The organism is Glutamicibacter sp. 363 (assembly GCF_052379505.1).
Taxonomy (GTDB): domain Bacteria; phylum Actinomycetota; class Actinomycetes; order Actinomycetales; family Micrococcaceae; genus Glutamicibacter.
Genome location: NZ_JBQSYR010000006.1, coordinates 80,138 through 101,369 on the forward strand (window position 1 = coordinate 80,138; position 21,232 = coordinate 101,369).

Annotated in this window: 20 protein-coding genes; 6 read left to right on the forward strand and 14 right to left on the reverse strand. The window is 64.3% G+C overall.

Features of this window, described 5'->3' with window-relative positions; all coding sequences use genetic code 11:
* Positions 1-53: 53 nt before the first annotated feature.
* On the reverse strand, positions 54-1,379 hold the full coding sequence (hisS, locus tag ACT3UA_RS05210) for a histidine--tRNA ligase (protein ID WP_444615658.1): 1,326 nt from the start codon (positions 1,377-1,379) through the stop codon (positions 54-56).
* Positions 1,380-1,522: 143 nt separating this feature from the next.
* Here hisS and ACT3UA_RS05215 point away from each other — a divergent pair, with 143 nt between their 5' ends.
* The gene (locus ACT3UA_RS05215; RefSeq protein ID WP_096284822.1) at positions 1,523-2,881 is read left to right on the forward strand and encodes a DUF349 domain-containing protein; all 1,359 of its coding nucleotides are present in this window, start codon (positions 1,523-1,525) and stop codon (positions 2,879-2,881) included.
* Positions 2,882-2,939: 58 nt separating this feature from the next.
* Positions 2,940-3,545 carry a hypothetical protein gene (locus ACT3UA_RS05220; protein ID WP_141393500.1) on the forward strand — a complete coding sequence of 202 codons (606 nt, stop codon included), beginning with the start codon at positions 2,940-2,942 and terminating at the stop codon, positions 3,543-3,545.
* A gap of 58 nt (positions 3,546-3,603) precedes the next feature.
* On the opposite strand, the gene ACT3UA_RS05225 is transcribed toward ACT3UA_RS05220, so the two are convergent.
* From ACT3UA_RS05225 to pdxT, 9 genes are all read right to left on the reverse strand, one after another.
* The gene (locus tag ACT3UA_RS05225) at positions 3,604-5,871 is read right to left on the reverse strand and encodes a RelA/SpoT family protein (protein WP_444615659.1); all 2,268 of its coding nucleotides are present in this window, start codon (positions 5,869-5,871) and stop codon (positions 3,604-3,606) included.
* 222 nt (positions 5,872-6,093) lie between these two features.
* Entirely contained in the window at positions 6,094-7,068 is a 975-nt protein-coding gene (secF, locus tag ACT3UA_RS05230; protein ID WP_096284826.1) for a protein translocase subunit SecF, read from the reverse strand.
* Positions 7,061-8,758, reverse strand: a complete 1,698-nt coding sequence (gene secD / locus ACT3UA_RS05235) for a protein translocase subunit SecD (RefSeq protein WP_096284828.1) — start codon at positions 8,756-8,758, stop codon at positions 7,061-7,063. Before secD ends, secF begins: the two co-directional genes overlap by 8 nt.
* Before the next feature lie 57 nt (positions 8,759-8,815).
* A complete protein-coding gene (yajC, locus tag ACT3UA_RS05240; protein ID WP_096284830.1) occupies positions 8,816-9,223 on the reverse strand; it encodes a preprotein translocase subunit YajC in 408 nt (135 codons plus the stop codon).
* A 140-nt stretch (positions 9,224-9,363) separates the two neighbouring features.
* Positions 9,364-10,413 carry a Holliday junction branch migration DNA helicase RuvB gene (ruvB, locus tag ACT3UA_RS05245; protein ID WP_096284832.1) on the reverse strand — a complete coding sequence of 350 codons (1,050 nt, stop codon included), beginning with the start codon at positions 10,411-10,413 and terminating at the stop codon, positions 9,364-9,366.
* A 9-nt stretch (positions 10,414-10,422) separates the two neighbouring features.
* The gene (ruvA, locus tag ACT3UA_RS05250; protein WP_096284834.1) at positions 10,423-11,040 is read right to left on the reverse strand and encodes a Holliday junction branch migration protein RuvA; all 618 of its coding nucleotides are present in this window, start codon (positions 11,038-11,040) and stop codon (positions 10,423-10,425) included.
* 61 nt (positions 11,041-11,101) lie between these two features.
* Positions 11,102-11,710, reverse strand: a complete 609-nt coding sequence (locus tag ACT3UA_RS05255; RefSeq protein WP_096284836.1) for a crossover junction endodeoxyribonuclease RuvC — start codon at positions 11,708-11,710, stop codon at positions 11,102-11,104.
* Between the two features lie 8 nt (positions 11,711-11,718).
* The gene (locus ACT3UA_RS05260; protein ID WP_096284838.1) at positions 11,719-12,477 is read right to left on the reverse strand and encodes a YebC/PmpR family DNA-binding transcriptional regulator; all 759 of its coding nucleotides are present in this window, start codon (positions 12,475-12,477) and stop codon (positions 11,719-11,721) included.
* A gap of 3 nt (positions 12,478-12,480) precedes the next feature.
* The gene (pdxT, locus tag ACT3UA_RS05265; RefSeq protein ID WP_096284840.1) at positions 12,481-13,092 is read right to left on the reverse strand and encodes a pyridoxal 5'-phosphate synthase glutaminase subunit PdxT; all 612 of its coding nucleotides are present in this window, start codon (positions 13,090-13,092) and stop codon (positions 12,481-12,483) included.
* Between the two features lie 211 nt (positions 13,093-13,303).
* Here pdxT and ACT3UA_RS05270 point away from each other — a divergent pair, with 211 nt between their 5' ends.
* Complete coding sequence (locus tag ACT3UA_RS05270; RefSeq protein WP_096284842.1) at positions 13,304-14,134, forward strand: aldo/keto reductase; 831 nt, start codon at positions 13,304-13,306, stop codon at positions 14,132-14,134.
* Positions 14,135-14,235: 101 nt separating this feature from the next.
* Here the strand turns inward: ACT3UA_RS05270 and ACT3UA_RS05275 are convergent, their stop codons facing one another.
* Positions 14,236-14,646: a hypothetical protein gene (locus ACT3UA_RS05275; RefSeq protein ID WP_096284844.1), complete on the reverse strand. Its 411-nt coding sequence runs from the start codon at positions 14,644-14,646 to the stop codon at positions 14,236-14,238.
* Between the two features lie 140 nt (positions 14,647-14,786).
* The gene (locus tag ACT3UA_RS05280) at positions 14,787-15,926 is read right to left on the reverse strand and encodes a CapA family protein (RefSeq protein WP_096284846.1); all 1,140 of its coding nucleotides are present in this window, start codon (positions 15,924-15,926) and stop codon (positions 14,787-14,789) included.
* Positions 15,927-15,998: 72 nt separating this feature from the next.
* Between ACT3UA_RS05280 and ACT3UA_RS05285 the strand changes: the two genes are divergently transcribed.
* Together ACT3UA_RS05285 and ACT3UA_RS05290 are read left to right on the forward strand one after the other, a co-directional pair.
* A complete protein-coding gene (locus tag ACT3UA_RS05285) occupies positions 15,999-18,011 on the forward strand; it encodes a M3 family metallopeptidase (RefSeq protein ID WP_096284848.1) in 2,013 nt (670 codons plus the stop codon).
* Positions 18,011-18,775 (forward strand): GNAT family N-acetyltransferase, encoded by a 765-nt coding sequence (locus ACT3UA_RS05290; RefSeq protein WP_096284850.1) that lies wholly within the window; start codon positions 18,011-18,013, stop codon positions 18,773-18,775. The genes ACT3UA_RS05285 and ACT3UA_RS05290 overlap by 1 nt, the downstream gene beginning before the upstream one ends.
* Positions 18,776-18,848: 73 nt before the next feature.
* On the opposite strand, the gene ACT3UA_RS05295 is transcribed toward ACT3UA_RS05290, so the two are convergent.
* Positions 18,849-19,409, reverse strand: a complete 561-nt coding sequence (locus ACT3UA_RS05295; RefSeq protein WP_096284852.1) for a dihydrofolate reductase family protein — start codon at positions 19,407-19,409, stop codon at positions 18,849-18,851.
* A 381-nt stretch (positions 19,410-19,790) separates the two neighbouring features.
* On the opposite strand from ACT3UA_RS05295, the gene ACT3UA_RS05300 reads away from it, so the two are divergent.
* Positions 19,791-19,985: a hypothetical protein gene (locus ACT3UA_RS05300; RefSeq protein WP_141393501.1), complete on the forward strand. Its 195-nt coding sequence runs from the start codon at positions 19,791-19,793 to the stop codon at positions 19,983-19,985.
* A gap of 234 nt (positions 19,986-20,219) precedes the next feature.
* On the opposite strand, the gene pdxS is transcribed toward ACT3UA_RS05300, so the two are convergent.
* The gene (gene pdxS / locus ACT3UA_RS05305; RefSeq protein ID WP_096284856.1) at positions 20,220-21,128 is read right to left on the reverse strand and encodes a pyridoxal 5'-phosphate synthase lyase subunit PdxS; all 909 of its coding nucleotides are present in this window, start codon (positions 21,126-21,128) and stop codon (positions 20,220-20,222) included.
* Positions 21,129-21,232 lie beyond the last annotated feature (104 nt).

A 21,232-nucleotide genomic window follows, 5' to 3' on the forward strand; every position in this document is an offset into this window, starting at 1 on the left:
TGAGACGTGAAATCTCTTCAGTTCTTCTCGATGACGAGTTTAGTGCACCGCAGCTAGTTGACGGTGTTGTGCAGATCTTCGGCCGGCGGCGTCCAGCTGGCGGCATCCGCGGCCAGCTGCTCGCCGGAGCGGATGTCCTTCACCTCGTGAGTGCCGTCCTCCTGGGTGAACCAGACGAACGGAATCCCGCGGCGGTCAGCGTACTTGATCTGCTTGCCGAACTTCTCGGCGCTCGAGGCCACCTCGCAGGCGATGCCGCGGGCACGCAGCGCGGAGGCGACGTCTTGGGCCTGGTGCCAGGAATCGGCGTTGGCCAAGGTGACATATACCACCGAGGGCACGGCGCGCGCGGCGCTGGCCAGCTCCTCGGCGAGGATGCGCGAGATCAGCCGGGTGACACCGATGGACAGGCCCACCCCCGGGTAGTTCTTCTTGCCCTTCGAGGCCAGCGATTCGTAGCGTCCGCCGGAGCAGATCGAACCGAGGGACTCGTGTCCGACGAGCACCGTCTCATAGACGGTGCCGGTGTAGTAATCCAGCCCGCGGGCGATGGACAGATCCGCCATCACCTTGCCCGGGGCACGCTTCGAGGCGGCGTCGATGACCTGGGCGAGCTCGTCGAGCCCGGTGTCCAGCAATTCGTGCTCCACGCCCAGGGCGCGCACCTGGGCGACGAAACCGGTGTCCAGGGTGCGGATCGCCGCGAGCGCCAGCGCGGCACGGGCCTGCTCTTCGCTGGCCCCGAGCTCGGTGACCAGGATCTTGGCGACGCCGTCTTCGCCGATCTTCTCCAGCTTGTCGATGGCGCGCAGCACCGCGTCCGGGTCTTCCAGGCCCAGCCCGCGGTAGAAGCCCTCGGCCAGCTTGCGGTTGTTCACGCGCAGCCGGAAGTCGCCGATGGGCAGGGCGGAGAGCGCATCCGCGATGGTCAGCGCGAGCTCCACGTCGTAGCTGAAGGGCAAGCTGCCCTCGCCGACGACGTCGATATCCGCCTGGGTGAATTCGCGGAAGCGCCCGTCCTGCGGGCGCTCGCCACGCCAGACCTTCTGCATCTGGTAGCGGCGGAACGGGAAGGCCAGGTGTCCGGCGTTTTCCACCACGTAGCGGGCGAAGGGCACGGTCAGATCGAAGTGCAGCGCCAGCGCGTTGGGGTCGTTCTTGTCCTCAGCTTCGGCGGCCAGCCGGGAGAGCCCGTAGACTTCCTTGTCGATTTCGCCCTTGCGCAGCAGCTGCCCGCGGGTTTCCACCGCGCGCGTTTCGATATTGGCGAAGCCATGGAGTTCGAAGGTGCGACGCAAGGTGTCCAGCACATGCTGTTCGACGGCCCGCTCGGCCGGAAGCCATTCGGGGAAACCTGATAGTGAGGCCTTGCGTGCCATGAAACTCCTTAGTACAAATTGGTTGCCCATCTATCCTACGACGCAACACATTGGATTACTGTGCACGTCGGCTTACTAAGAAACGGAGGTCACAGGTAGAGTTACCTCTAGCAAGCGAACAGTAAAGCGAAAGAGTTTCAGCGGTGACCACCAGTCAGAAATCCGACGACAGCCCGAACATCCCCTTGCCACAGGCCCATAAGCCAGTGGCGAAGCCGGTAGTGGCTCAGCCCGTCGACCACAGCACTCCCCTCGAAGAAGCGGCCAAATTTGCCCGTGTGACCGACGATGGGCACGTGTTTGTCATCATCGACGGCACCGAGCATCCGGTCGGGCAGTACCCGGACGCCAGCGAAGAAGAGGCCCTGGCCTACTTCGTGCGCAAGTACGATGACGTCGTCTCGCAGCTGATGCTGCTCGAACAGCGGGTCGCGGCCAAGGCGCCCAGCGGCGACATGCCCAAAACCCTCGACACCCTCGCAGCGACCGTGGCCGAACGCCACCTGGTCGGCGACATCCGCGCCATCGAGGCCCGCATCGAGTCCTTGCGCGGCGCGGTGAGCACCCTGTCCGCCGCACAGCGCCAGGCGAATGAGGCCGCTCGCGCCGAGCAGCTCAAGGTCCGCGAAGGACTGGTCGAGCAGGCGGAGGCACTGGCCGGGAAGCGTCCCGAGCAGATCCAGTGGAAGACCGCGTCCTCTGAGATGAACGAGCTGTTCGACACGTGGAAGGAAACCCAGCGTTCCTCCGTGCGGTTGCCACGTGCCACCGAAGATGCCCTGTGGAAGCGCTTCCGCGCCGCCCGCACCACCTTCGACCGGCACCGCCGCGCCTACTTCTCCCAGCTGGACGCGACCAACGCGCAGGCCAAAACGGTCAAGGAAGAGCTGATCGCGCGCGCCGAGGCGCTGGCGAGCTCCACCGACTGGGCGGGGACCGCCGCCGAGTACCGCAAGCTGATGGACGAGTGGAAGAAGTCCCGCCGCGCCTCGCGCAAGGACGACGACGCGCTCTGGGGCCGTTTCCGCGCGGCACAAGATGTGTTCTTCCAGGCCCGCGCCGCCGAAAACGCGAAGGTCGATGCCGAATACGCGCAGAACCTCGTGGTGAAGGAGGCCCTGCTCGAAGAGGCCCGCGCGCTGCTGCCGGTGAAGGATCTGACCATCACCAAGCAGAAGCTCGATGTCATCCGCGGCCGCTGGGAAGAGGCAGGCAAGGTTCCGCGCGCGGACCTGCAGCGTGTCGAATCGGCGCTGCGCCAGGTCGAAGAGGGTGTCAAGGGCGCCGAAGACGAGCAGTGGCGCCGTTCCAACCCGGAGACCAAGGCCCGCTCGAATTCGATGCTCACCCAGCTGCAGGAGACCATCGCGGCTCTCGAAGCGGATCTTGACGCGGCGAAGAAGCAGGGCAACGCCAAGCGGATCGCCAAGGCCCAGGAGGCCTTGGACGCCCGCCAGATGTGGTTGAACACCCTGGAAAAGTCGGCAGCCGACCTGGAGTAGAATCCACAGTTCGGCAGAACACCCCCTACGCGGCGGCGCTTGCTGGTTCAGTAGCTTCATGGAGAAAGTTACAAGACAGCGCGTCGCCGCGTTGCGTATCCCCGAAGACCTGTTCCTCGTCGGCGAACCCTTCACCCGCAATGAGCTCGGAGCCATGGAAACCCATGGGCTGCTGCGCGAATCCATTGGCGGGTGCTTTGTGGAGACCAGGTTCCGTTATGACTCGAGCGCCCGCGCCGGCATCGCCGCGTTCCTCGCCGGGCGCCAGCTGGGCAGAAACGACGTGTTCTGCCAGCAAACCGCGGCCTGGATCCACGGATTGCTGCCCCATGTGAATACGATCTGCATCTCTTCGAATGCCTACCATCGGCCCTACCGCCCCGGAAATTCGCTGAGCTTCGAATTTGTGCAGTTGCCGATCGAGGAGGCGGATCTGGTGAACCGCAAGCGGGTGAAGCTCACCGGATTGCTGCGCACCGTGTGCGATGTGGCCTGCTTCGACCCGTTGCCGATCGCGACGAGCGTGCTCAACCAGATCCAGCGGCTCCAGGATCCGTTCCTGAACCTGGCCGCCGTGGGCGAACGGCTCGCGGGACTCGATTCCGCTCCCCCGGTGGAACGCGCGCTGCGGCTGGTGCAGTCCTACCAGGCGCGCGCGGCATAAAGCGAACCCCGCCACCGCTGACCTCGGGTCGCGGTGGCGGGGTTCGGCTCAATGCTGCCTACCGGCGGCTGCCGGCGGTGGTGCGGTAGACGTCGTACACGCCATCGATGCGGCGGACCTGGTTGAGCACGTGGCTCAGGAACTTCGGATCGCCCATCTCGAAGGAGAAGCGCGAGATCGCCACGCGTTCGCGGCTGGTCTGCACGCTGGCCGAGAGGATGTTCAGGTGGCTTTCGGACAGGATCCGGGTGACATCTGACAGCAGCTGCTTGCGGTCCAGCGCCTCCACCTGGATTTCGACCACGAACACCCCGTGGTGCTTCTCCGCCCAGGCGACCGAGACCAGCCGGTCCGGCTGCTGGGACAGCTGAGCCAGGTTCAGGCAGTCGGTGCGGTGCACCGAGACGCCGGCACCTCGGGTGACGAAGCCTTCGATGTCATCCGGGGGCACCGGGGTGCAGCAGCGGGCCAGCTTGACCAGCACATCGCCCACGCCCTGGACGATGACGCCCGCGTCGTTGCCCGTGGTGGGCTTGGCGAGGCTCGGAGTGACCGTGGCTTCCTCGTCGACCTGTTCGCCCGCTGGCGGGCCGGTGAGCGCCACCAGATGCTCGATGACGTTCTGCGCACTGGTATGCCCGTCGCCCACGGACTGGTAAAGCGCCGAAATGTCCACGTGGTGCAGGTTCGTGGCCACCGTGGTCAGCAGCTCGTGGGTCATCAGCCGCTGCAGCGGCAGCTGATTGCGGCGCAGCTCCTTGGTGAGCAGCTCCTTGCCCTTTTCGATCGCTTCTTCGCGGCGCTCCTTGCTGAAGTAGGCGCGGATCTTCGCCTTGGCGCGCGGGGATTTGACGAAGTTCTGCCAGTCCTGTGAAGGACCGGCATCCTCGGCCTTGGAGGTGAAGACCTCCACCACGTCGCCCTGCTTCAATTCGGTGTGCAGCGGAACGAGCTTGCCATTGACCCGTGAGCCGATGGTGCGGTGGCCTACATCGGTGTGGATGGAGTAGGCGAAGTCGATCGGCGTGGCCCCGACCGGCAGCGACATGATGTCGCCCTTCGGGGTGAACACGTACACCTCGGCGGAGTTGATGGTGTAGCGCAACCCGTCGAGGAATTCCTCGGAGTCGGTGGTGTCTTCCTGCCACTCCATCAACGAGCGCAGCCATTCCATGTTCTTCTCCGCGGAGAGCATCGAATCGCCGCGTTCGCCGTGCTTGTACTGGAAGTGCGCGGCCACCCCGTTCTCGGCGTGCAGATGCATCTCGTGGGTGCGGATCTGGATCTCCACCGGCTTGCCTTCGGGACCCATCACCGTGGTGTGCAGCGACTGGTAGAGGTTCAGCTTCGGCAGCGCGATGTAGTCCTTGAACCGTCCGGGCAGCGGATTCCATTCGGCGTGCACCACGCCCAGCGCGCCGTAGCAGTCCTTCACCGAGTCGACGGTGATGCGCACGCCCATCAGGTCGTGGATGTCGTCGAAATCCTTGCCGCGCACGATCATCTTCTGGTAGATCGAGTAGTAGTGCTTCGGGCGCCCGGTCACCGCGGCGTGCACGTTCAGCTCGCCGAGTTTGCTGTTCAGCCGTTCGCGGAGGCTGGCCAGGTATTTTTCGCGTTCCGGGGTGCGGTCCCCCACCATGCGCACGATCTCCTGGTACACCTTGGGGTGTAAGGCGGCGAAGGAGAGGTCTTCCAGCTCCCATTTGACCGCGTTCATGCCCAACCGATGGGCCAGCGGCGCGAAGATCTCCAGGGTTTCCTTCGCCTTGCGGGAGCTGGACTCCGGGGACACGTAGCGCCAGGTGCGCGCGTTGTGCAGCCGGTCGGCGAGCTTGATCAGCAGCACGCGGATGTCGCGGGACATCGCGACCACCATTTTGCGGACGGTTTCGGCCGGGGCCGCGTCCCCGTAGGTGACCTTGTCGAGCTTGGTGACGCCGTCCACGAGCATCGCGATCTCTTCGGAGAATTCCTTGGTGACCGATTCCAGCGAATAGTCGGTGTCTTCCACGGTGTCGTGCAGCAGCGCGGCGGCGAGGATCGAACCGGTCATCCCCATTTCGGCGAGGATCGTCGCTACGGCCACCGGGTGGGTGATGTAGGGGTCCCCGCTCTTGCGCTTTTGCCCCTCGTGGTGCTTCTCGGCCACTTCGTAGGCGTGGATCAGCAGGTCCAGGTCCGCCTTGGGATGCTTGGACTTCACCGTGCGCAGCAGCGGCTCCAAGGTCGGCGAGGTGCTCGGTGTGCTTCCTCGGCCCGCAAAACGTACTAGGCGTGAGATCGAGCGCCGCTTCGAATTGTTCAGGTTCGGCGTGTTTGCCATGCCTCGCTCCTTCCCACCGTCGCCGGTCATAACGGTGCTAGGTGCCAAGCTCGTGAGGCCGGCTCCATGCATTGTTTTAGTTCATTCGTTATAGCACGTTCGCGCGGTGACAACTAATTACGCGAACTTTTCCGAGACGAGAAAGTGCCTCGGATCGGTGGATCCGAGGCACTAGTCGTTCAGCTTCTCCGCACGGAATCTGCGGTGGAAGCGACCGGATGCCTAGGCGTCGAGCGCTTCGAGCTTCTGGGTGTGCTTGCGCACGTCCTCGTCGCGGTGGCGCAGCCAGCTGTACAGCGGCGCCTGCACGAACAACGTGGACAGGTTGGAGATGATGATGCCGATGAACAGCGCCAAGGACAGGTCCTTGAGCGTACCGGCGCCCAACAGGTAGGAGCCGATGAACAGAATCGACGCGACCGGCAGCACCGCCACCACCGAGGTGTTGATCGAACGCACCAGCGTCTGGTTCACCGCGAGGTTCACCAGCTGCTGGAAGGTGCGCTTCTGCTGCTGTTCATAGTCCTTGGTGTTCTCGCGGACCTTGTCGAACACCACCACGGTGTCGTAGAGCGAATAGCTCAGAATCGTCAAGAAGCCGATGATCGCACTCGGGGTGATCTCAAAACCGGAGAGCGAATAGATTCCGGCGGTGATGATGATGACCACGAACAGGCCCCCGATGGCGGCGACCGACATCTTCCAGGTGCGGAAGTACGCGGCCATCAGCAACCCGACGAGCACCACGAAAGCCAGCAGGCCCAGCATCGCCTGGCGTGAGACGTCCTGTCCCCAGGTCGGGCCGATGAAGTTGCTGGTCACCTCGCTGGAGTCCACCCCATAGGTTTCGGCCAGCTCGCCGGCCACCGTGATGGTCTGGTCGTCGCTGAGCCGTTCGGTCTGCACGCGCATGGTGCCCGGGGCGATATTCGTGACGGTGGCTTCGGCGCCGGAGGCGGCGGTTTTCACCACGTCCTCGCCGAGGCTGATGTCGGTATTCTGCACTCCGGAAACCATGAATTCCGAGCCACCGCGGAAATCGATGCCCAGGTTGAAGCCGCCCTTGACCACCGGGACCAGGATCGAGGCGATCACCAGGATCGCTGCGATCAGGAACCACAGGCGGTGCTTCTGCGTGAACGGGTAGGACGTTTTCCCGGTGTAGAGCTGGTTGCCCCACTCTGCGAGCTTATTCATTGTTCTCCTCCCGGTTTGCTTCGGCGCGGCGGCGTTCGGCGATGGTCATGCGCTTGGCAGCCTCGCCGCTCGCCTTGGAGTTCTTCTTGCCCCGGTTCGTCTCAACGTTCTCGTTGAAGCGGCGGACCTGGCCCGCGCCGCGGTACAGCGGCACCACGCCGAGCAAGGATGGATCCAGCCCGGAGAGGCGGTGTCCATCGGCGAAGAACTTCGTGCGCGCCAGCAGCATCAGCGTCGGGTGGGTCAAACCGTAAACGACGACGAGGTCGATGATTGCGGTCAGGCCCAGGGTGAAGGCGAAGCCTCGCACGTTGCCCACCGCCACCACGTAGAGCACGACGGCGGCCAGCACGTTGACCGCCTTGGAGGCCAGGATGGTCTGCTTGGCGCGGGACCAGCCCACGTCCACGGCGCTGGCCAGCGAACGGCCATCGCGCAACTCATCACGCACGCGTTCGAAGTACACGATGAAGGAGTCCGCGATCAAGCCGATCGCGACGATCAGACCCGCCACACCGGCCAGCGACAGGCGATAATTCATCGCCCAGCCAAGCAGCACGATCGCCAGATAGGTGAGCACGCCGGAAACCAGCAGCGACAAGATCGTCACCAGGCCCAGTGCGCGGTATTGGAAGAGCGAGTAGATGAACACCAGGACCAGGCCGATGACGCCGGCGATGAGGCCGGCCTTGAGCTGGTCGCTACCGAGGGTGGCGGAAACCTGCTGCTCGGACTGGATCTCGAAGCTGATCGGCAGTGCGCCGTACTTCAGCTGCTGGGCCAGCGCCTGGGAGGATTCTTCGGTGAAGCCGCCGGAAATCTGCGGGCGGCCATCGGAGATCACCGCGTTGGTGGTCGGAGCGGAGATCACCGTTCCATCGAGCACGATCGCGAACTGGTTCTGCGAACCCTGCAAGGCAATCAGGCGCTGGGTGGTTTCCGCGAAGGTTTCGGCACCCTGCTTGTTGAACTCGATGACCACGACCCATTCGCCGGTGACCGCACCCTGCACGCCGCGCGCCAGATTGGCGTAGGCATCGGAAATCTGGTCACCCGGAATTTCCTGCGGGCCGAGGATGTACTTCACACCCTGGCGCGGGTCGCAGGAGATCGTGGGCTTAGTAGGATCCTGCTCGGTGGTTTCACGCTCCGCGAGCACCGTGGGGCAGTCATAGGCTTCGAACTCTTGGTAGATCTCTTTGCTGATCCAGTTGGTGTCCGAAGGGTTCTCCGGCTCGCCATTTGGTTCTGGCACGTCCGCCTCGGCGGTGCGCTGCTCCTCGGGCGTAGCCTCGAAGGAACCGGTGATCAACACCGGGCGGAATTCCATATTGGCCGAAGCCTGGATCAGCTCGCGGGTTTCGGCGTCCGGGGTACCGGGCATCGAAACGACGACGTTGCGCCCGGACTGGGTGGTGATTTCCGTTTCGGAGACACCCGAGCCGGCTACACGCTGGCGGATGATCTCCACCGCCTGGTCCAGCTGCTCCTGGCCGATGCTTTCATCCCCCTTGACCCGCGGGGCCAGGATCATCTGGGTGCCGCCTTCAAGGTCTAGCGCAAGCTTCGGGGCGGCGCTGGTCTGGCCCGTCGATACACCAGCAACTAGGACTCCGGTTGCGATGATGAAGACGACCAGTAACCACAGCAACGCCTTGCGTGCCTGTTTTACAGGTCCAATTGATGACATCTATTGTGCTTTCTTGAACTGGTGGCGTGATGGTTTACCACCGCGATGGTGCCTGCCTTAGGCGTTGCGGTCGTCCTTGCCTTCGCCGTTCAAACGACGCAGGCTTTCCTCTGGGGATTCGGCGACGGCAGGAGCCTGCTCGGCGTCTTCGGCCGGGGCGGCGGGCGCATCGGCGTCCAGGAAGGTGGAGATGGCCTGGCGGTGCAAGGTGAGCACGACGCCGTTGGCGACCTCGACGAGCACGCGATCCTGCTCATCGATGCTGATGATGGTGCCGAAGATCCCCGAGTTGGTCATCACCTTGGCGCCCGGAACCGACTTGGTCTTCAGGGCTTCCTGCTGCTTGGAGACCTTCTTGCGGCCGCGGATCATCATGATGATCAGCACTGCGAACAGCGCCACCATCAGGATTATGGATGGGTTGAAGCCGCCACCGGCTGCCTGGGCAAGGACGAGGGAATTCACGTGTAATACCTGCTAACGATTCGTTAAAAGAATTAAGACGCCCGGGCATGCCAAAATCGGGGCATGTGTCGGGCGTCTCCAGTCTAATGGCTGAAAGCAAATCGCCTAGCCATTTACGCGGGCAGAGTAGAGTTATTCACCTAATCCACATCGGTTTCATAGTTTTGGGCTCCGGCAAAAATCGCGTCCTTGGGCATCACTAGGCCCAGATGCTCCCACGCCGCGGGCATCGCGATACGGCCACGCGGGGTGCGCCCCATCAAGCCTTCGCGGACCAGGAAGGGCTCGGCGACGGTTTCCACCGTCTCGCTTTCTTCTCCGACGGCGATCGCCAAGGTGGATAGCCCCACCGGGCCGCCGCCGAACTTCTTGCACAGCGCTTCGAGCACCGAACGGTCCAGCCGGTCCAGCCCCCTCGGGTCGACCTCATACATTTCAAGGGCAGCGGCTGCGGCGCTGGCATCGATCTGCTCGAGCTTGTTGACCAGCGCCCAGTCGCGCACGCGGCGCAGCAGGCGGTTGGCAATACGCGGGGTGCCTCGCGAACGGCTAGCGATCTCGCTGAATGCGGAGGAGGTCACGCGCAGGTCGAGCATCATCGCCGAGCGGCGCAGCACCAGTTCCAATTCTTCGACCGCATAGAATTCCAGATGCCCGGTGAAGCCGAAGCGGTCACGCAACGGCCCGGGCAGCAGCCCGGCGCGCGTGGTCGCACCCACGAGGGTGAACGGTGGAATTTCCAGCGGGATCGCGGTGGCTCCGGCCCCCTTGCCGACAATGATGTCCACACGGAAATCTTCCATCGCCATGTAGAGCATCTCTTCGGCCGGACGGGACATGCGGTGGATTTCATCCAGGAAGAGCACCTCCCCCTCGGTGAGCGAGGAGAGGATCGCGGCGAGGTCGCCGGCGTGCTGGATGGCAGGGCCGGAGGAAATGCGCAGCGGGGCGTTCATTTCGGCGGCGATGATCATCGACAGCGTGGTCTTGCCCAGCCCCGGAGGTCCGGAGAGCAGCACGTGGTCGGCGGTTCGCTCGCGGATTTTTGCCGCTTCCAACACCAGCGAAAGCTGCTGGCGCACCCGCCCCTGGCCGACGAAGTCATCCAGGTTCCGCGGGCGCAGGGCGGCCTCGATCACCCGTTCTTCCGGTTCGCTTCCGGCGTTTGTCAGCTGCGTGGACTCATTCACGGGGTCATCCTATCGGGCGCGGGCGCCGGTGGACATGCTGCGCAGGGCCGCACGCAGTATTTCGGAGACGTTGCCGGTTTCGACAACCTCTGGATTCGCCTTGCCCAGCGCCGTGAGCGTGGACTGGGCATCCTTTTCGGTCCAGCCCAAGCCGGTGAGTGCCTCGATAACCTGCGGCTCCCACACCGAGGCGGTGCCCGGGCGGCCTGTTGCGGTATCCACTCCGGTAGGTACGAGTTTTCCGTTCAGCTCCAGCACGATGCGGCTGGCGCCCTTCGGTCCGATGCCGGAGACCTTGGTGAAGGCGGCGGTGTCCTTGGTGTTCGCCGCGATGCGGACCTCTTCGGGGGTGTGCACCGCCAGGATCGCCAATCCGGTGCGCGGGCCAATGCCCGAGATGCCGATGAGCACCTCGAAGACCTCGCGTTCATCGGGCGTGGCAAAACCGAAAAGGGTCATCGAGTCTTCGCGCACCACCATCGAGGTGTGCACGGTGGCCTCGCGGCCCAGGTGCAGGGTGGACAGCGTGGCGGGGGTGGCGTGCACGAGCATGCCGAAGCCGTTGACGTTGATAACCGCGGAATTCAGGGTTGCCGCCTGGACCGTGCCGGTCAGTGAGCTGATCATGCCACTCCTCAAAAATATGTTCGAACGATCCCAGCTTATCGAAGATACCTACGAATGGCGATTAGCGGCGGGTTGCCCGGCGCTTCGACGAGGCTTCGGCGGCGATCCACGCCTGCTGGGCGGCGGTGAGCTGGTTCGAACCGACCCGCCCGGCGGTGGCCGAGGCCGAGGCCGAGGCGTTGGACCCGACCGCCGCACCGCGCCACCCGTGGGCGATGGCCAGGGCCACCGCATCGGCGGCATCGGCGGGCTTGGGCGGCTCGTCGAGCCGGCAGATCTTTGCGACCATCTTGCCGATGGCAACCTTGGTGGCCTGGCCGCTGCCGGTGACCGCGGCCTTCACCTCGGTCGGAGTGTGCAGAGCCACGGGAATGCCGCGGCGAGCCGCGGCGAGAATCACGATGCCGGTCACCTGGGCGGTGCCTATCACCGTGGACACGTTCGCCGAAGCGAAGACGCGTTCCAAGGCGAGCACGTCGGGCTGGTGCAGTTCGAGCCAGGCGTCGATCGCCTCGGCGATGGCCAGCAGGCGCGCGTCCAGCGGAGTGCCCGTCGGGGTGCCGGCCACGGTGAAGCCAACCAGTTCAACCTGCCGATTGGCGGCGACGTCGACCGCGGCCAGCCCGCAACGGGTCAGGCCGGGGTCGACGCCTACGATGCGCAGGGCCAAGCCGGTGCTTAGTTCTCTTCGTCGAGGGCCGCGCGGACCTCGTCGGAGAGGTCGGCGTTGGTGTAGACGCTCTGCACGTCATCGAGTTCTTCCAGCGCGTCGTACAGGTGCAGGAACTTGCGCGCCCCTTCGACGTCCAGGTCCACCTTCATCGACGGGATGAATTCCATCTCGTCGGTTTCGTAGGCGATCTCGGCTTCGTCCAAAGCCGCGGCCACGGCACGCAGATCCGAGGGATCGCAGACGATGGCGAAGTTCTCCTCTTCGTCCAGGATCTCGTCGGCGCCGGCATCGAGCACCACCATCAGCAGGTCATCCTCGGTCAGCTCGCCCTTGGGCAGGCGGACGACGCCCTTGCGGGCGAACAGGTAGGAAACCGAGCCGGGGTCGGCCACGGAGCCGCCGTTGCGGTTGATGCCCACGCGGACCTCGGAGGCCGCACGGTTCTTGTTGTCGGTCAGGCACTCGATCAGCAGCGCCGAGCCCTGCGGGCCGCGTGCCTCATAGATGATCTCGGTGTAGTCGACGACCTCGCCGGTCAGCCCGGCGCCGCGCTTGACGGCACGGTCGATGTTGTTGATCGGGACCGAATTCTTCTTCGCCTTGCTGACCGCAAGTTCCAGGGCCGGGTTGCCGGCCATATCGGCGCCGCCGACACGAGCGGCGACTTCGATGCCCTTGATGTACTTAGCGAAGGCCTTGGCGCGCTTGGCGTCGATCGCGGCCTTCTTATGCTTAGTGGTTGCCCATTTGGAGTGGCCTGACATGCTTTAAGCGTCTCCTCGCGTGATATTAATGAAAAATTCGTGGATAGCGCGGCTACCGGTAACTTCCGGATGGAAGCTGGTGGCCAACAAATTCCCCTGGCGTACTGCAACGATTCTACCTTGTGCGCGGCTTTCGGGGGCCGGAACCGTGCTGAGCACCTGCACGTCGGGCCCGACTTCGAGGGCTTCGGGTGCGCGGATGAACACCGCCTCGAGGCTATGCCCGGCGAATTCCAGCGGGTATTCGAAGGAGTCGACCTGCCGGCCGAAGGCGTTGCGGCGCACCAGCATGTCGATCCCGCCCAGGGTCTGCTGCTGCAAGCCGATGCTTGAAACCGCCGGGTTGTCCAGCCGGTCCGCGAGCATGATCATGCCCGCGCAAGAGCCATAGGCCGGCATTCCGGCGGCCAGGCGCGCCTTGATCGGTTCGGCCAGCCCGTAGCTGCGCGTCAGCCGGTCGATCACCGAGGATTCACCGCCCGGGATGATCAGCGCATCGACCGCCGCCAGCTCCTCGACGGTACGCACCGCGCTGGCCTTGACCCCGAGCCCGGACAGGGCGTTGAGATGTTCGCGGAAGTCGCCTTGGAGCGCGAGCACGCCGATAACCGTCATGAATCTACCTTCGAATATTGCTGGGCTGAAGTGGCGCCGGAAATTCAGCGACGGATCAACGGTAGTGCCTGGTGGCACGTGACGCGGCGCATGTTTCCCGGTGTGTCGTGGACACGTTGGCCGCCGGCGGGCAATGTTGGTAGCTTGCTTTTGAGGTCCGGCGCGAAATCCGCTGGCCGTTAACGCACCCGATTCGCCAAGGAGATACCCGATGGACGACCGGTACCAAACCCTGGAACTGCCAGGCGGAGTGGATATGCCCGCGCTGGCCCTAGGCACCTGGCCGATGCGCGGGAACGAAGCGCGGGACGCCGTCGCCAGCGCCCTGCGCCTGGGCTACAGGCATGTAGACACCGCCGAAAACTATGAGAATGAAGAGGCGGTGGGCGCCGGGCTGCGCGCCAGCGGGCTGCCGCGCGATCAGGTGTTCTTGACCAGCAAATTCAACAAGCGCTGGCATTCGTTCTCCGGGGTGGGCCAGGCGTTCGAGAATTCCGCGCAGCGCCTGGGTGTGGACTACCTGGACCTGTTTCTGATCCACTGGCCGAACCCGGACCAGGGCACCTTCACCGACGCGCTGGCCGGGCTCATCGAATTGCGCGAACAGGGAAAGATCCGCGCGGCCGGCGTCTCGAACTTCAAGCCGGCGCATCTGCAGGCGGTACGCGAGGCCGGGCTGCTGCCGGCGGTGAACCAGATCATGATCGACCCCGAGCACCTGAACGCCGAGACGCTGGCTGCCAATGACGCGCACGGGGTGCGCACGGTGGCCTATACCCCGCTGGGCCGGATGGGTGCATTCCTGCAGGCCGAGGCGATTAGCGCCCCGGCGGCGCACTACGGGAAAACCCCGGCGCAGATCACCTTGCGCTGGCATGTGCAGTCCGGTCGCGGGGCCGCGCCGAAGTCGGCGGATCCGCGGCGGCAGGCGGAGAATCTGGACATCTTCGATTTCGAGCTGACGGATGCGCAAATGCGCGCGATTGATGCGCTGGATTCCGGGGACGGCCCGAAGATGGACTCGGACAGCTTCGGGCACTAGTCCCGCATCAAAAGGCGGTGGACTTCATTAAAAGACGGTCTTCGACTGCGGATTGCGACCCAGGGACTCCTGGATAAGCAGGGTTGGCCCATCGCCTTCAATCAGCGCAGTCCCAAGCCCAGGCGCCTGTACGCCTCGGCTCCGAAGCCGCTGGCCTGATGCGCTTTGAACACGTTGAAGGCCTGCTCCTGGTTTCCGACGAGCCGGGCAACCAGCCGGATCGCTTCGGCCAAGTCAATGCTCCCGGGCTCCTGGGCTTCGGCGAGAACAGGGAACGGCTCCAGCATCGATGGCTGGCTGACCTGCCGCGGTGCTTCTCCTAGCGCGCGACTCTGGATGGAGCCCAACACCAGAATCAAGGCGGCTCGTGTTTGCCCGGCGACTTGGTTATAGGCAAGCGCGGCCTCGAATGCCATATCTTCCCGGTACTGCACGCTGAGCGTGAGAGAAGTCAGCAGATCTCGCAGTTCCGAGATTTCTTCTTCCAATTTCGCGATGCGGTCTTCGGCCATGATTTGATCCTATAAGTTGAGGCTGCCAAAAAATTGCAAGAGTAACCGCAGTACGCCTCGGACAGCTGTTGCGATGACCTGGGCGCCTCCAAGGCCCACGGCCTTGGAGGCCACCGTAGATCTGGGCGCGGGGCAACTGGCTAGTCGACTTCCCATGGCACCAGTCCGTCGTCGAATGCATCAAAGGCGTTCACGGTTTGTGTGGTGCGCGCAAGCGAAGCCTTGGCGTCGGCGGCCGGCAGGCAGTCATCGGCGGTGGCGACCTGGCACCAGCGCACCGGGGACTCGCTCAATTGATGCGGGACCCAGGCCAGCTCACTGAGCCCCCAGTCCTCCTTCGGGTCGCGGGTGAAGGTGGCCTTGATGCTGATCCCCTCGCGGTTCAGGATCGTGGGGGTGGCATGCTTGGCCACCGAGTTGCCCAGGCCGTAGACGATCCACGTCCCGGCGTGCTTCTCGATGGGCAGCACCGAATGGGTGTGGTGCATGTAGATGAAGTCGAAGGCGCCGGATTCGGCCAGGGCGCGCCCGAGCCGGCGTTGCGCCTCGGTGGGTTTGCTGCTGTATTCGGCGCCGTCGTGGATCGCGGCGACAACGATTTCGGCCCCATCTTTGGCCGCTTGCTTGGCCCGCTGGATGAGTTTGGCCGCGCCCACCCCGGTATCCACTTGCCAGTCGGCGTCCGCGCGCATCCCGTTCAGCGAATAGGTGCTGGCGATGATCCCGAACTTCACCCCATCCACCGTCATGATCGGCGGCTCCGCGGCCTCCTTGGCGGTGCGGTAGGAGCCGGTGGCGAACAGGTCCTGTTGCTCCAGGGTGTCCAGGGTGCGGTTGACCCCGGCGGTGCCCTTGTCCACGGTGTGGTTGGTGGCGGTGGTGCAGCCGTCGTAGCCGAGCTTGGCCAGGTCCGTGACGATCTGCGCCGGGACGCTGAACATCGGGTAGCCGGAGTACGGCGCGGTGCCGATCGGCGTCTCCAGGTTGCACAAGGCTACGTCCGCGTCCTGCACATAGGGCTCCAGCCCGGCCAGCAGCGGAGCGAAATCATGGCCATCGCCCGTTTCCGCCTCGGCAAGCAGCTGCGGGTGCAGCAGCACATCCCCGGTGGCCATCAGCGAGAGCTCCTGCGGTTCGGGAGGAGGGCTGGGGGTGCTTGGGACGGGCGCTGGCTTGCTTTGCGGTGCGTTGGCCGTCGGCGTCGGCTCACCGGAGGTGTTCGCAGAACAGCTCGTGAGCAGGAGGAATGCGAGGAACACCGGGAGCGCGCGTTGCTTCATGGGCTCCAGCCTAGCGGCTGGGCGACCGTGTTAATGCAAGCTAAATCACGTGTCCTGTGGTTATCTGGCACTATGCCAAACCCGCTTCTGAACCCCAGCCAGCTGCCCTACCAGTGGCCAGATTTCGCGAATATCACTGCCGAAGATTACCTGCAGGCCGCCCATGCCGGTGCCGAGGAGCACCTTGGACAGATAGCGGCCATCGTGGCCGACTCTGCCCCGGCGAGCTTCGAGAACACCTTCCTCGCGCTGGAACGCAGCGGGCAGTTGCTGCGCCGCACGCTCATGGCCTATTTCAGCGTGCTTTCGGCGCACGGCACCGAAGAGCTGCGCGAGATCCAGTCCGAACTCAACGGCATCCTGACCGCACAGCGCGACGAGATCCAGCTGAACCCGGATCTCTATGCGCGGCTGCGCGGTGTAGACCTGGAAACACTGCAGGGCGAAGATGCCCGGCTGGCCGGAGAGACGCTCAAATCTTTCGAGCTTGCTGGCGCCCGATTGGACGCGCAAGCCAAGGAAGAGCTCAAGTCGCTGAATGCGCGGCTTTCCCAACTGTCCACCGAGTTCTCCAGCAAGGCGCTGGAAAACCAGAACGCCCACGCGGTCTACTTTGCCGATGCCCAAGAGCTTGAAGGCCTGGAACCGGCCCAGCTGGACTCCGCCCGCGCCGCGGCCGCAGCCGCCGGGCACGAGTCCGGATGCCTCTTGCCGCTGGTTTCCCCCACCGGGCAGCCAGTGCTGGCATCCTTGGCTCGGTCGGAGTCCCGGCGCAAGGTATTCGAAGCGTCGCTCAGCCGCGGCTTGAGCGAAAATTCAACGCTGCCACTGGCCGCGGAGATGGCCGCGCTGCGGGCCGATCGGGCGGCACTGCTTGGCTATGCCAACCATGCCGAAACCGTGCTGGCCGACGCGACGGCACCCTCCACGCAGGCGGTGGCCACGCGCCTGAAGGAGCTGACCCTGGCCGCGGTGCGGAACGCGGATGCAGAAGCGGAAACGCTGCGCGAATTGGCCGGCGGTCAGCTGAACGCCTGGGACTGGTCCTACTATTCCAATCAGGTGTTGCGCGAGCGCTATGCGGTGGATTCGGCGGCCCTGCGCCCCTACTTCGAGCTGGACTCGGTGCTGCACCAGGGCGTGTTCGCCACCGCCGGAAAACTCTATGGGCTCAGCTTCAGCGAACGCTTCGATTTGCCGACCTACCATCCGCAGGTGCGGGTGTGGGAGGTATTCGATGCCGACGGGAGCCCGCTGGGCCTGTACAGCGGAGACTTCTTGGCACGCGAAACGAAGAAGGGCGGGGCCTGGATGACCTCGATCCGCGACGCCGCCGCGGATCTTCACGAACGCCCTATCGTCACCAATACGCTCAATATCCCGGCCCCGGGGCCCGGGCAGCCGATCCTGCTGACCCTGGATGAGACCAATACGCTCTTCCACGAGTTCGGCCATGCCCTGCACGGTCTGCTTTCCGACGGGAAGTATGCGACGCTCTCGGGGACCTCGGTGCCGCGGGACTTCGTCGAATTCCCCTCGCAGGTCAACGAGATGTGGGTGCTGCATCCCGAGGTAGTCGGCGGCTATGCGCGGCACCATGAGAGCGGCGAGGCGCTGGCGGATGAGCTGATTGAGAAGATCCGCGCGGCCGAGCTGTGGGGCCAGGGGTTCGCGACCACCGAATACCTGGCGGCCAGCGTGCTCGACTGGGCCTGGCATACCTTGGAGCCCGGCACGCGCATCACCGACCCGGAAGAATTCGAGCGTGAGACATTAACCAACTTCGGGTTCACCCCAGAACTGATCCCGCCACGCTATCGGACCGCGTATTTCCAGCATATATTCGCCAACGGCTACTCGGCCGGGTACTACTCCTACATCTGGTCCGAAGTACTGGATGCCGACACTGTGCAGTGGTTCGAGGAAAACGGGGGCTTAATGCGCGAAAATGGAATGCGGTTCCGTGAGGAATTGCTCGCGCGTGGAAATACGCGCGATCCACTTGAGTCTTACGAAATGTTCCGCGGCCGCAGCGCACGGGTCGAACCGCTGTTGCGCCGTCGAGGATTGGTGAACGCAGAATAATGACGACAATTGCCTCCGCGCAGGAAGCTCTCAGCCATTGGCAGCAGGCCCTCGCGGTAGCCACCGGCGGCAAGATCTTTACCACCCACGGCTGTTCTTGGGCCTGGCAGCCGGTGCGCAAGCGCCTGGTGCTGCTCTTCCCCGAGCAGGCCGAGCCCGCGGGCCTGCGTCCGGCGCTGGCCGAGGGAATGCGGCTGGGTGCCCAACGGGTGGAGGCCTGGGTGAACTCCGGGTCCGATGCCAAGGGGCTGAAGGAAGCCGGCTTCACCGACAGCGCGCAGATCGCTTGGCATGCCGGACGGCTGGCGATCCCGATGAATCGCTGGGAGGGAAAAATCCGTTTGGGCAACAACGTTCCCGAGGCCACCGGCCCGGATGCCGCCGAGCTGAAGGTGACGAATCTGTGGCGCGAGACCTCCACACAGCTCTCCAGCGGCCACCCGGCGCTGCGCCGCGTGGAGCACGCGGTGGCGCGCACCGAGGAGGGGGATATCGTCGGACGCGGATTCGTGCAGCAGGGTCTGGGCGGGCAGCTGATGGTGCATTCCCTGGCGGTGGGCACCGGCTATCGGCGCCAGGGCGTGGGGACCGCGCTCTTGCACGGGCTGTCGCGTTCGCTGATCAACCCGCTGGATCCGCCCGATGAGGAAAAAACCCAGGAGCTGCTGGCCGCGTGCACCCCGGGCAGTGCCGAATTCTTCAGCTCCAATGGGTTGCGTCTGCTCGGCCGCGGAAGGCATATGATTCTGCGTTCCTGGAACTAGATTGCGGCTTGCGGCTGTGGCGGGACACCGGTTTTCACCGGGTCCCGCCACAGCCGTTTAACTCCTGTTTGCCCTAGGCCAGGGTTTTGACCCGGTAGACCAGCCGGGCAAAGGGGCCAGCCTGGCGCGCCTCGGCCAGCTCCAGCCGCTCGCTGCCGATGCTGCGCGGCAGCAGGGCCGCTCCCCCGGCCACCGTCGCCGGAGCAATGGTCAGCGCGAGTCGATCGAGCGCATCGATATCGAGGAACTGGCCGAGCAGTTCCCCTCCGCCGAGCACCCAGATATCAGCTTCGCCCGCCGCGCGGCGGAGCTCCGGCAGCTGCTCGGAGGCCGAGCCGCTGACTAGTTTCACGTTCGCCCCCTCGGGGATCGGCAGCTGCCGATGGGTGAAGACGTAGGTGGGCTTGTCCCCGTAGAGCTTTTGCCACTTGGCCGGTTCGGCCAGCAGATTTTCGTGTTCCAGCACCCATAGGTAGGTGTTGGCGCCCTCCACGTGCACGCCCACGTTCTGCGGCAGCAGTCCCGGATCGGGTTCGCCGGCACCGGGCACGTCGAAGAGCCATTGCAGGCTGTGGTTCTCATCGGCCAAGAAGCCATTCAGGGTGACGGCCGCGTCGAAAATGATCTGTGTCATGGGCTCAGTCTGCCATTTTTCGGAGCTACTGCAAGCTCGGCACCGGCGCCTGCACGGAACTCTTCGCGAAGGCCGAAAACCCTCGGCGGTTGCCGGCTGTCGACTGGCAAGAACTGATCGTCGTTCGCATTGGCAACGGCGCATTCGCCTCCAGAAGAGGCAGGTGCTCAAGCTCATTGCGCTAGACTTCTAGTCATCATGATCAGCCCGTTGCCGCAAGGCGCGGGCTGATTTTCTTTGTTGGCAGGCCCATGGCGGTGTACATGAAGCCGTGGCTATCCGTCGAGGAACAGATTGATCGACTCATTGGGCACTACGGGAATCCGCAGAACGCACCGGGCCAGCGCAACGTCGGGTTAGTCCTCGCGCTCGACCACTCGCGTGACGAAAATGCCTTGGCGGTTGAACTATGGGCTCAAGGACGAGCTCGGCATGATCTCCCGCGGGGAGACGTCGCACGAGCGGTGGCAACATAAGCGGACAGCGAAGGGCGCGGCCCGCATCTGGTTCTATGTCCACGAGCGCACGGTCTTCCTGGAACAGGTTGACACGAGCCACCCGAATGAAACGAAGTAGCCCCTTTTTTCGAATGAACTACGTGGACTCGCCACTGTGCGGGCGGGTCGTGCCAAGCTGTGCCCGCCTCCAGTGCAGATTCATATTGCGTCTCGTGCTCGTCGGAAGTTCACCATCTGCCAACCGCAATTATCCGTTGATCGACGCATCTCCCTGCAGCGACGGGCATAACGAACCGGGGCCACGCCACCAATTACAGGCAGCGTGACCCCGGAGAGTGTCAGTTGGCAGCTATTACCAGCCGCGCTCGGAGAGGCGGTGCGGCTCTGGCAGCTCGTTGACGTTGATGCCGACCATCGCTTCGCCCAGACCGCGGGAGATCTTGGCCAGCTCATCCGGGTTGTCGTAGAAGGTGGTGGCCTTCACGACGGCAGCGGCGCGCTGCTCCGGGTTGCCTGACTTGAAGATGCCCGAGCCGACGAATACGCCGTCGGCGCCCAGCTGCATCATCATCGCAGCGTCGGCCGGGGTGGCGATGCCACCGGCGGTGAACAGCACCACGGGAAGCTTGCCGGTGTGCGCGATTTCCTTGACCAATTCGTACGGGGCCTGCAGTTCCTTGGCCGCCACGTAGAGCTCGTCCTCGGGCAGGGCCGCCAGCTTGGCGATTTCGGCGCGGATCTTGCGCATGTGCCCGGTGGCGTTCGAAACGTCGCCGGTGCCTGCTTCGCCCTTGGAACGGATCATTGCCGCACCCTCGTTGATGCGGCGCAGGGCCTCGCCCAAGTTGGTGGCGCCGCAGACGAACGGCACGGTGAATGGCCACTTGTCGATGTGGTGCTCGAAGTCCGCCGGGGAAAGGACCTCGGACTCATCGATGTAGTCCACGCCGAGGGACTGCAGGATCTGCGCCTCGACGAAGTGGCCGATGCGGGCCTTGGCCATCACCGGGATGGAGACCTCGGCGATGATCGAGTCGATCATGTCCGGGTCGCTCATCCGCGAGACGCCGCCCTGGGCGCGAATGTCGGCAGGAACGCGTTCAAGTGCCATCACTGCCACCGCACCGGCATCTTCGGCGATGCGTGCTTGTTCCGGGGTGACAACGTCCATGATGACGCCGCCCTTAAGCATTTCGGCCATGCCGCGCTTGACGCGCTGGGAGCCGACGACGGTATCGCGACGCTGATCTGCTGATGACATTTTCGGGAAATTCCTTTCGAACACGTGATTGCACAATGGTGCTATGCCAGTAATCGTAGGAGCGCTTTGCTTTATTACCTCCCGTGTTGCGTCACAAACGACTA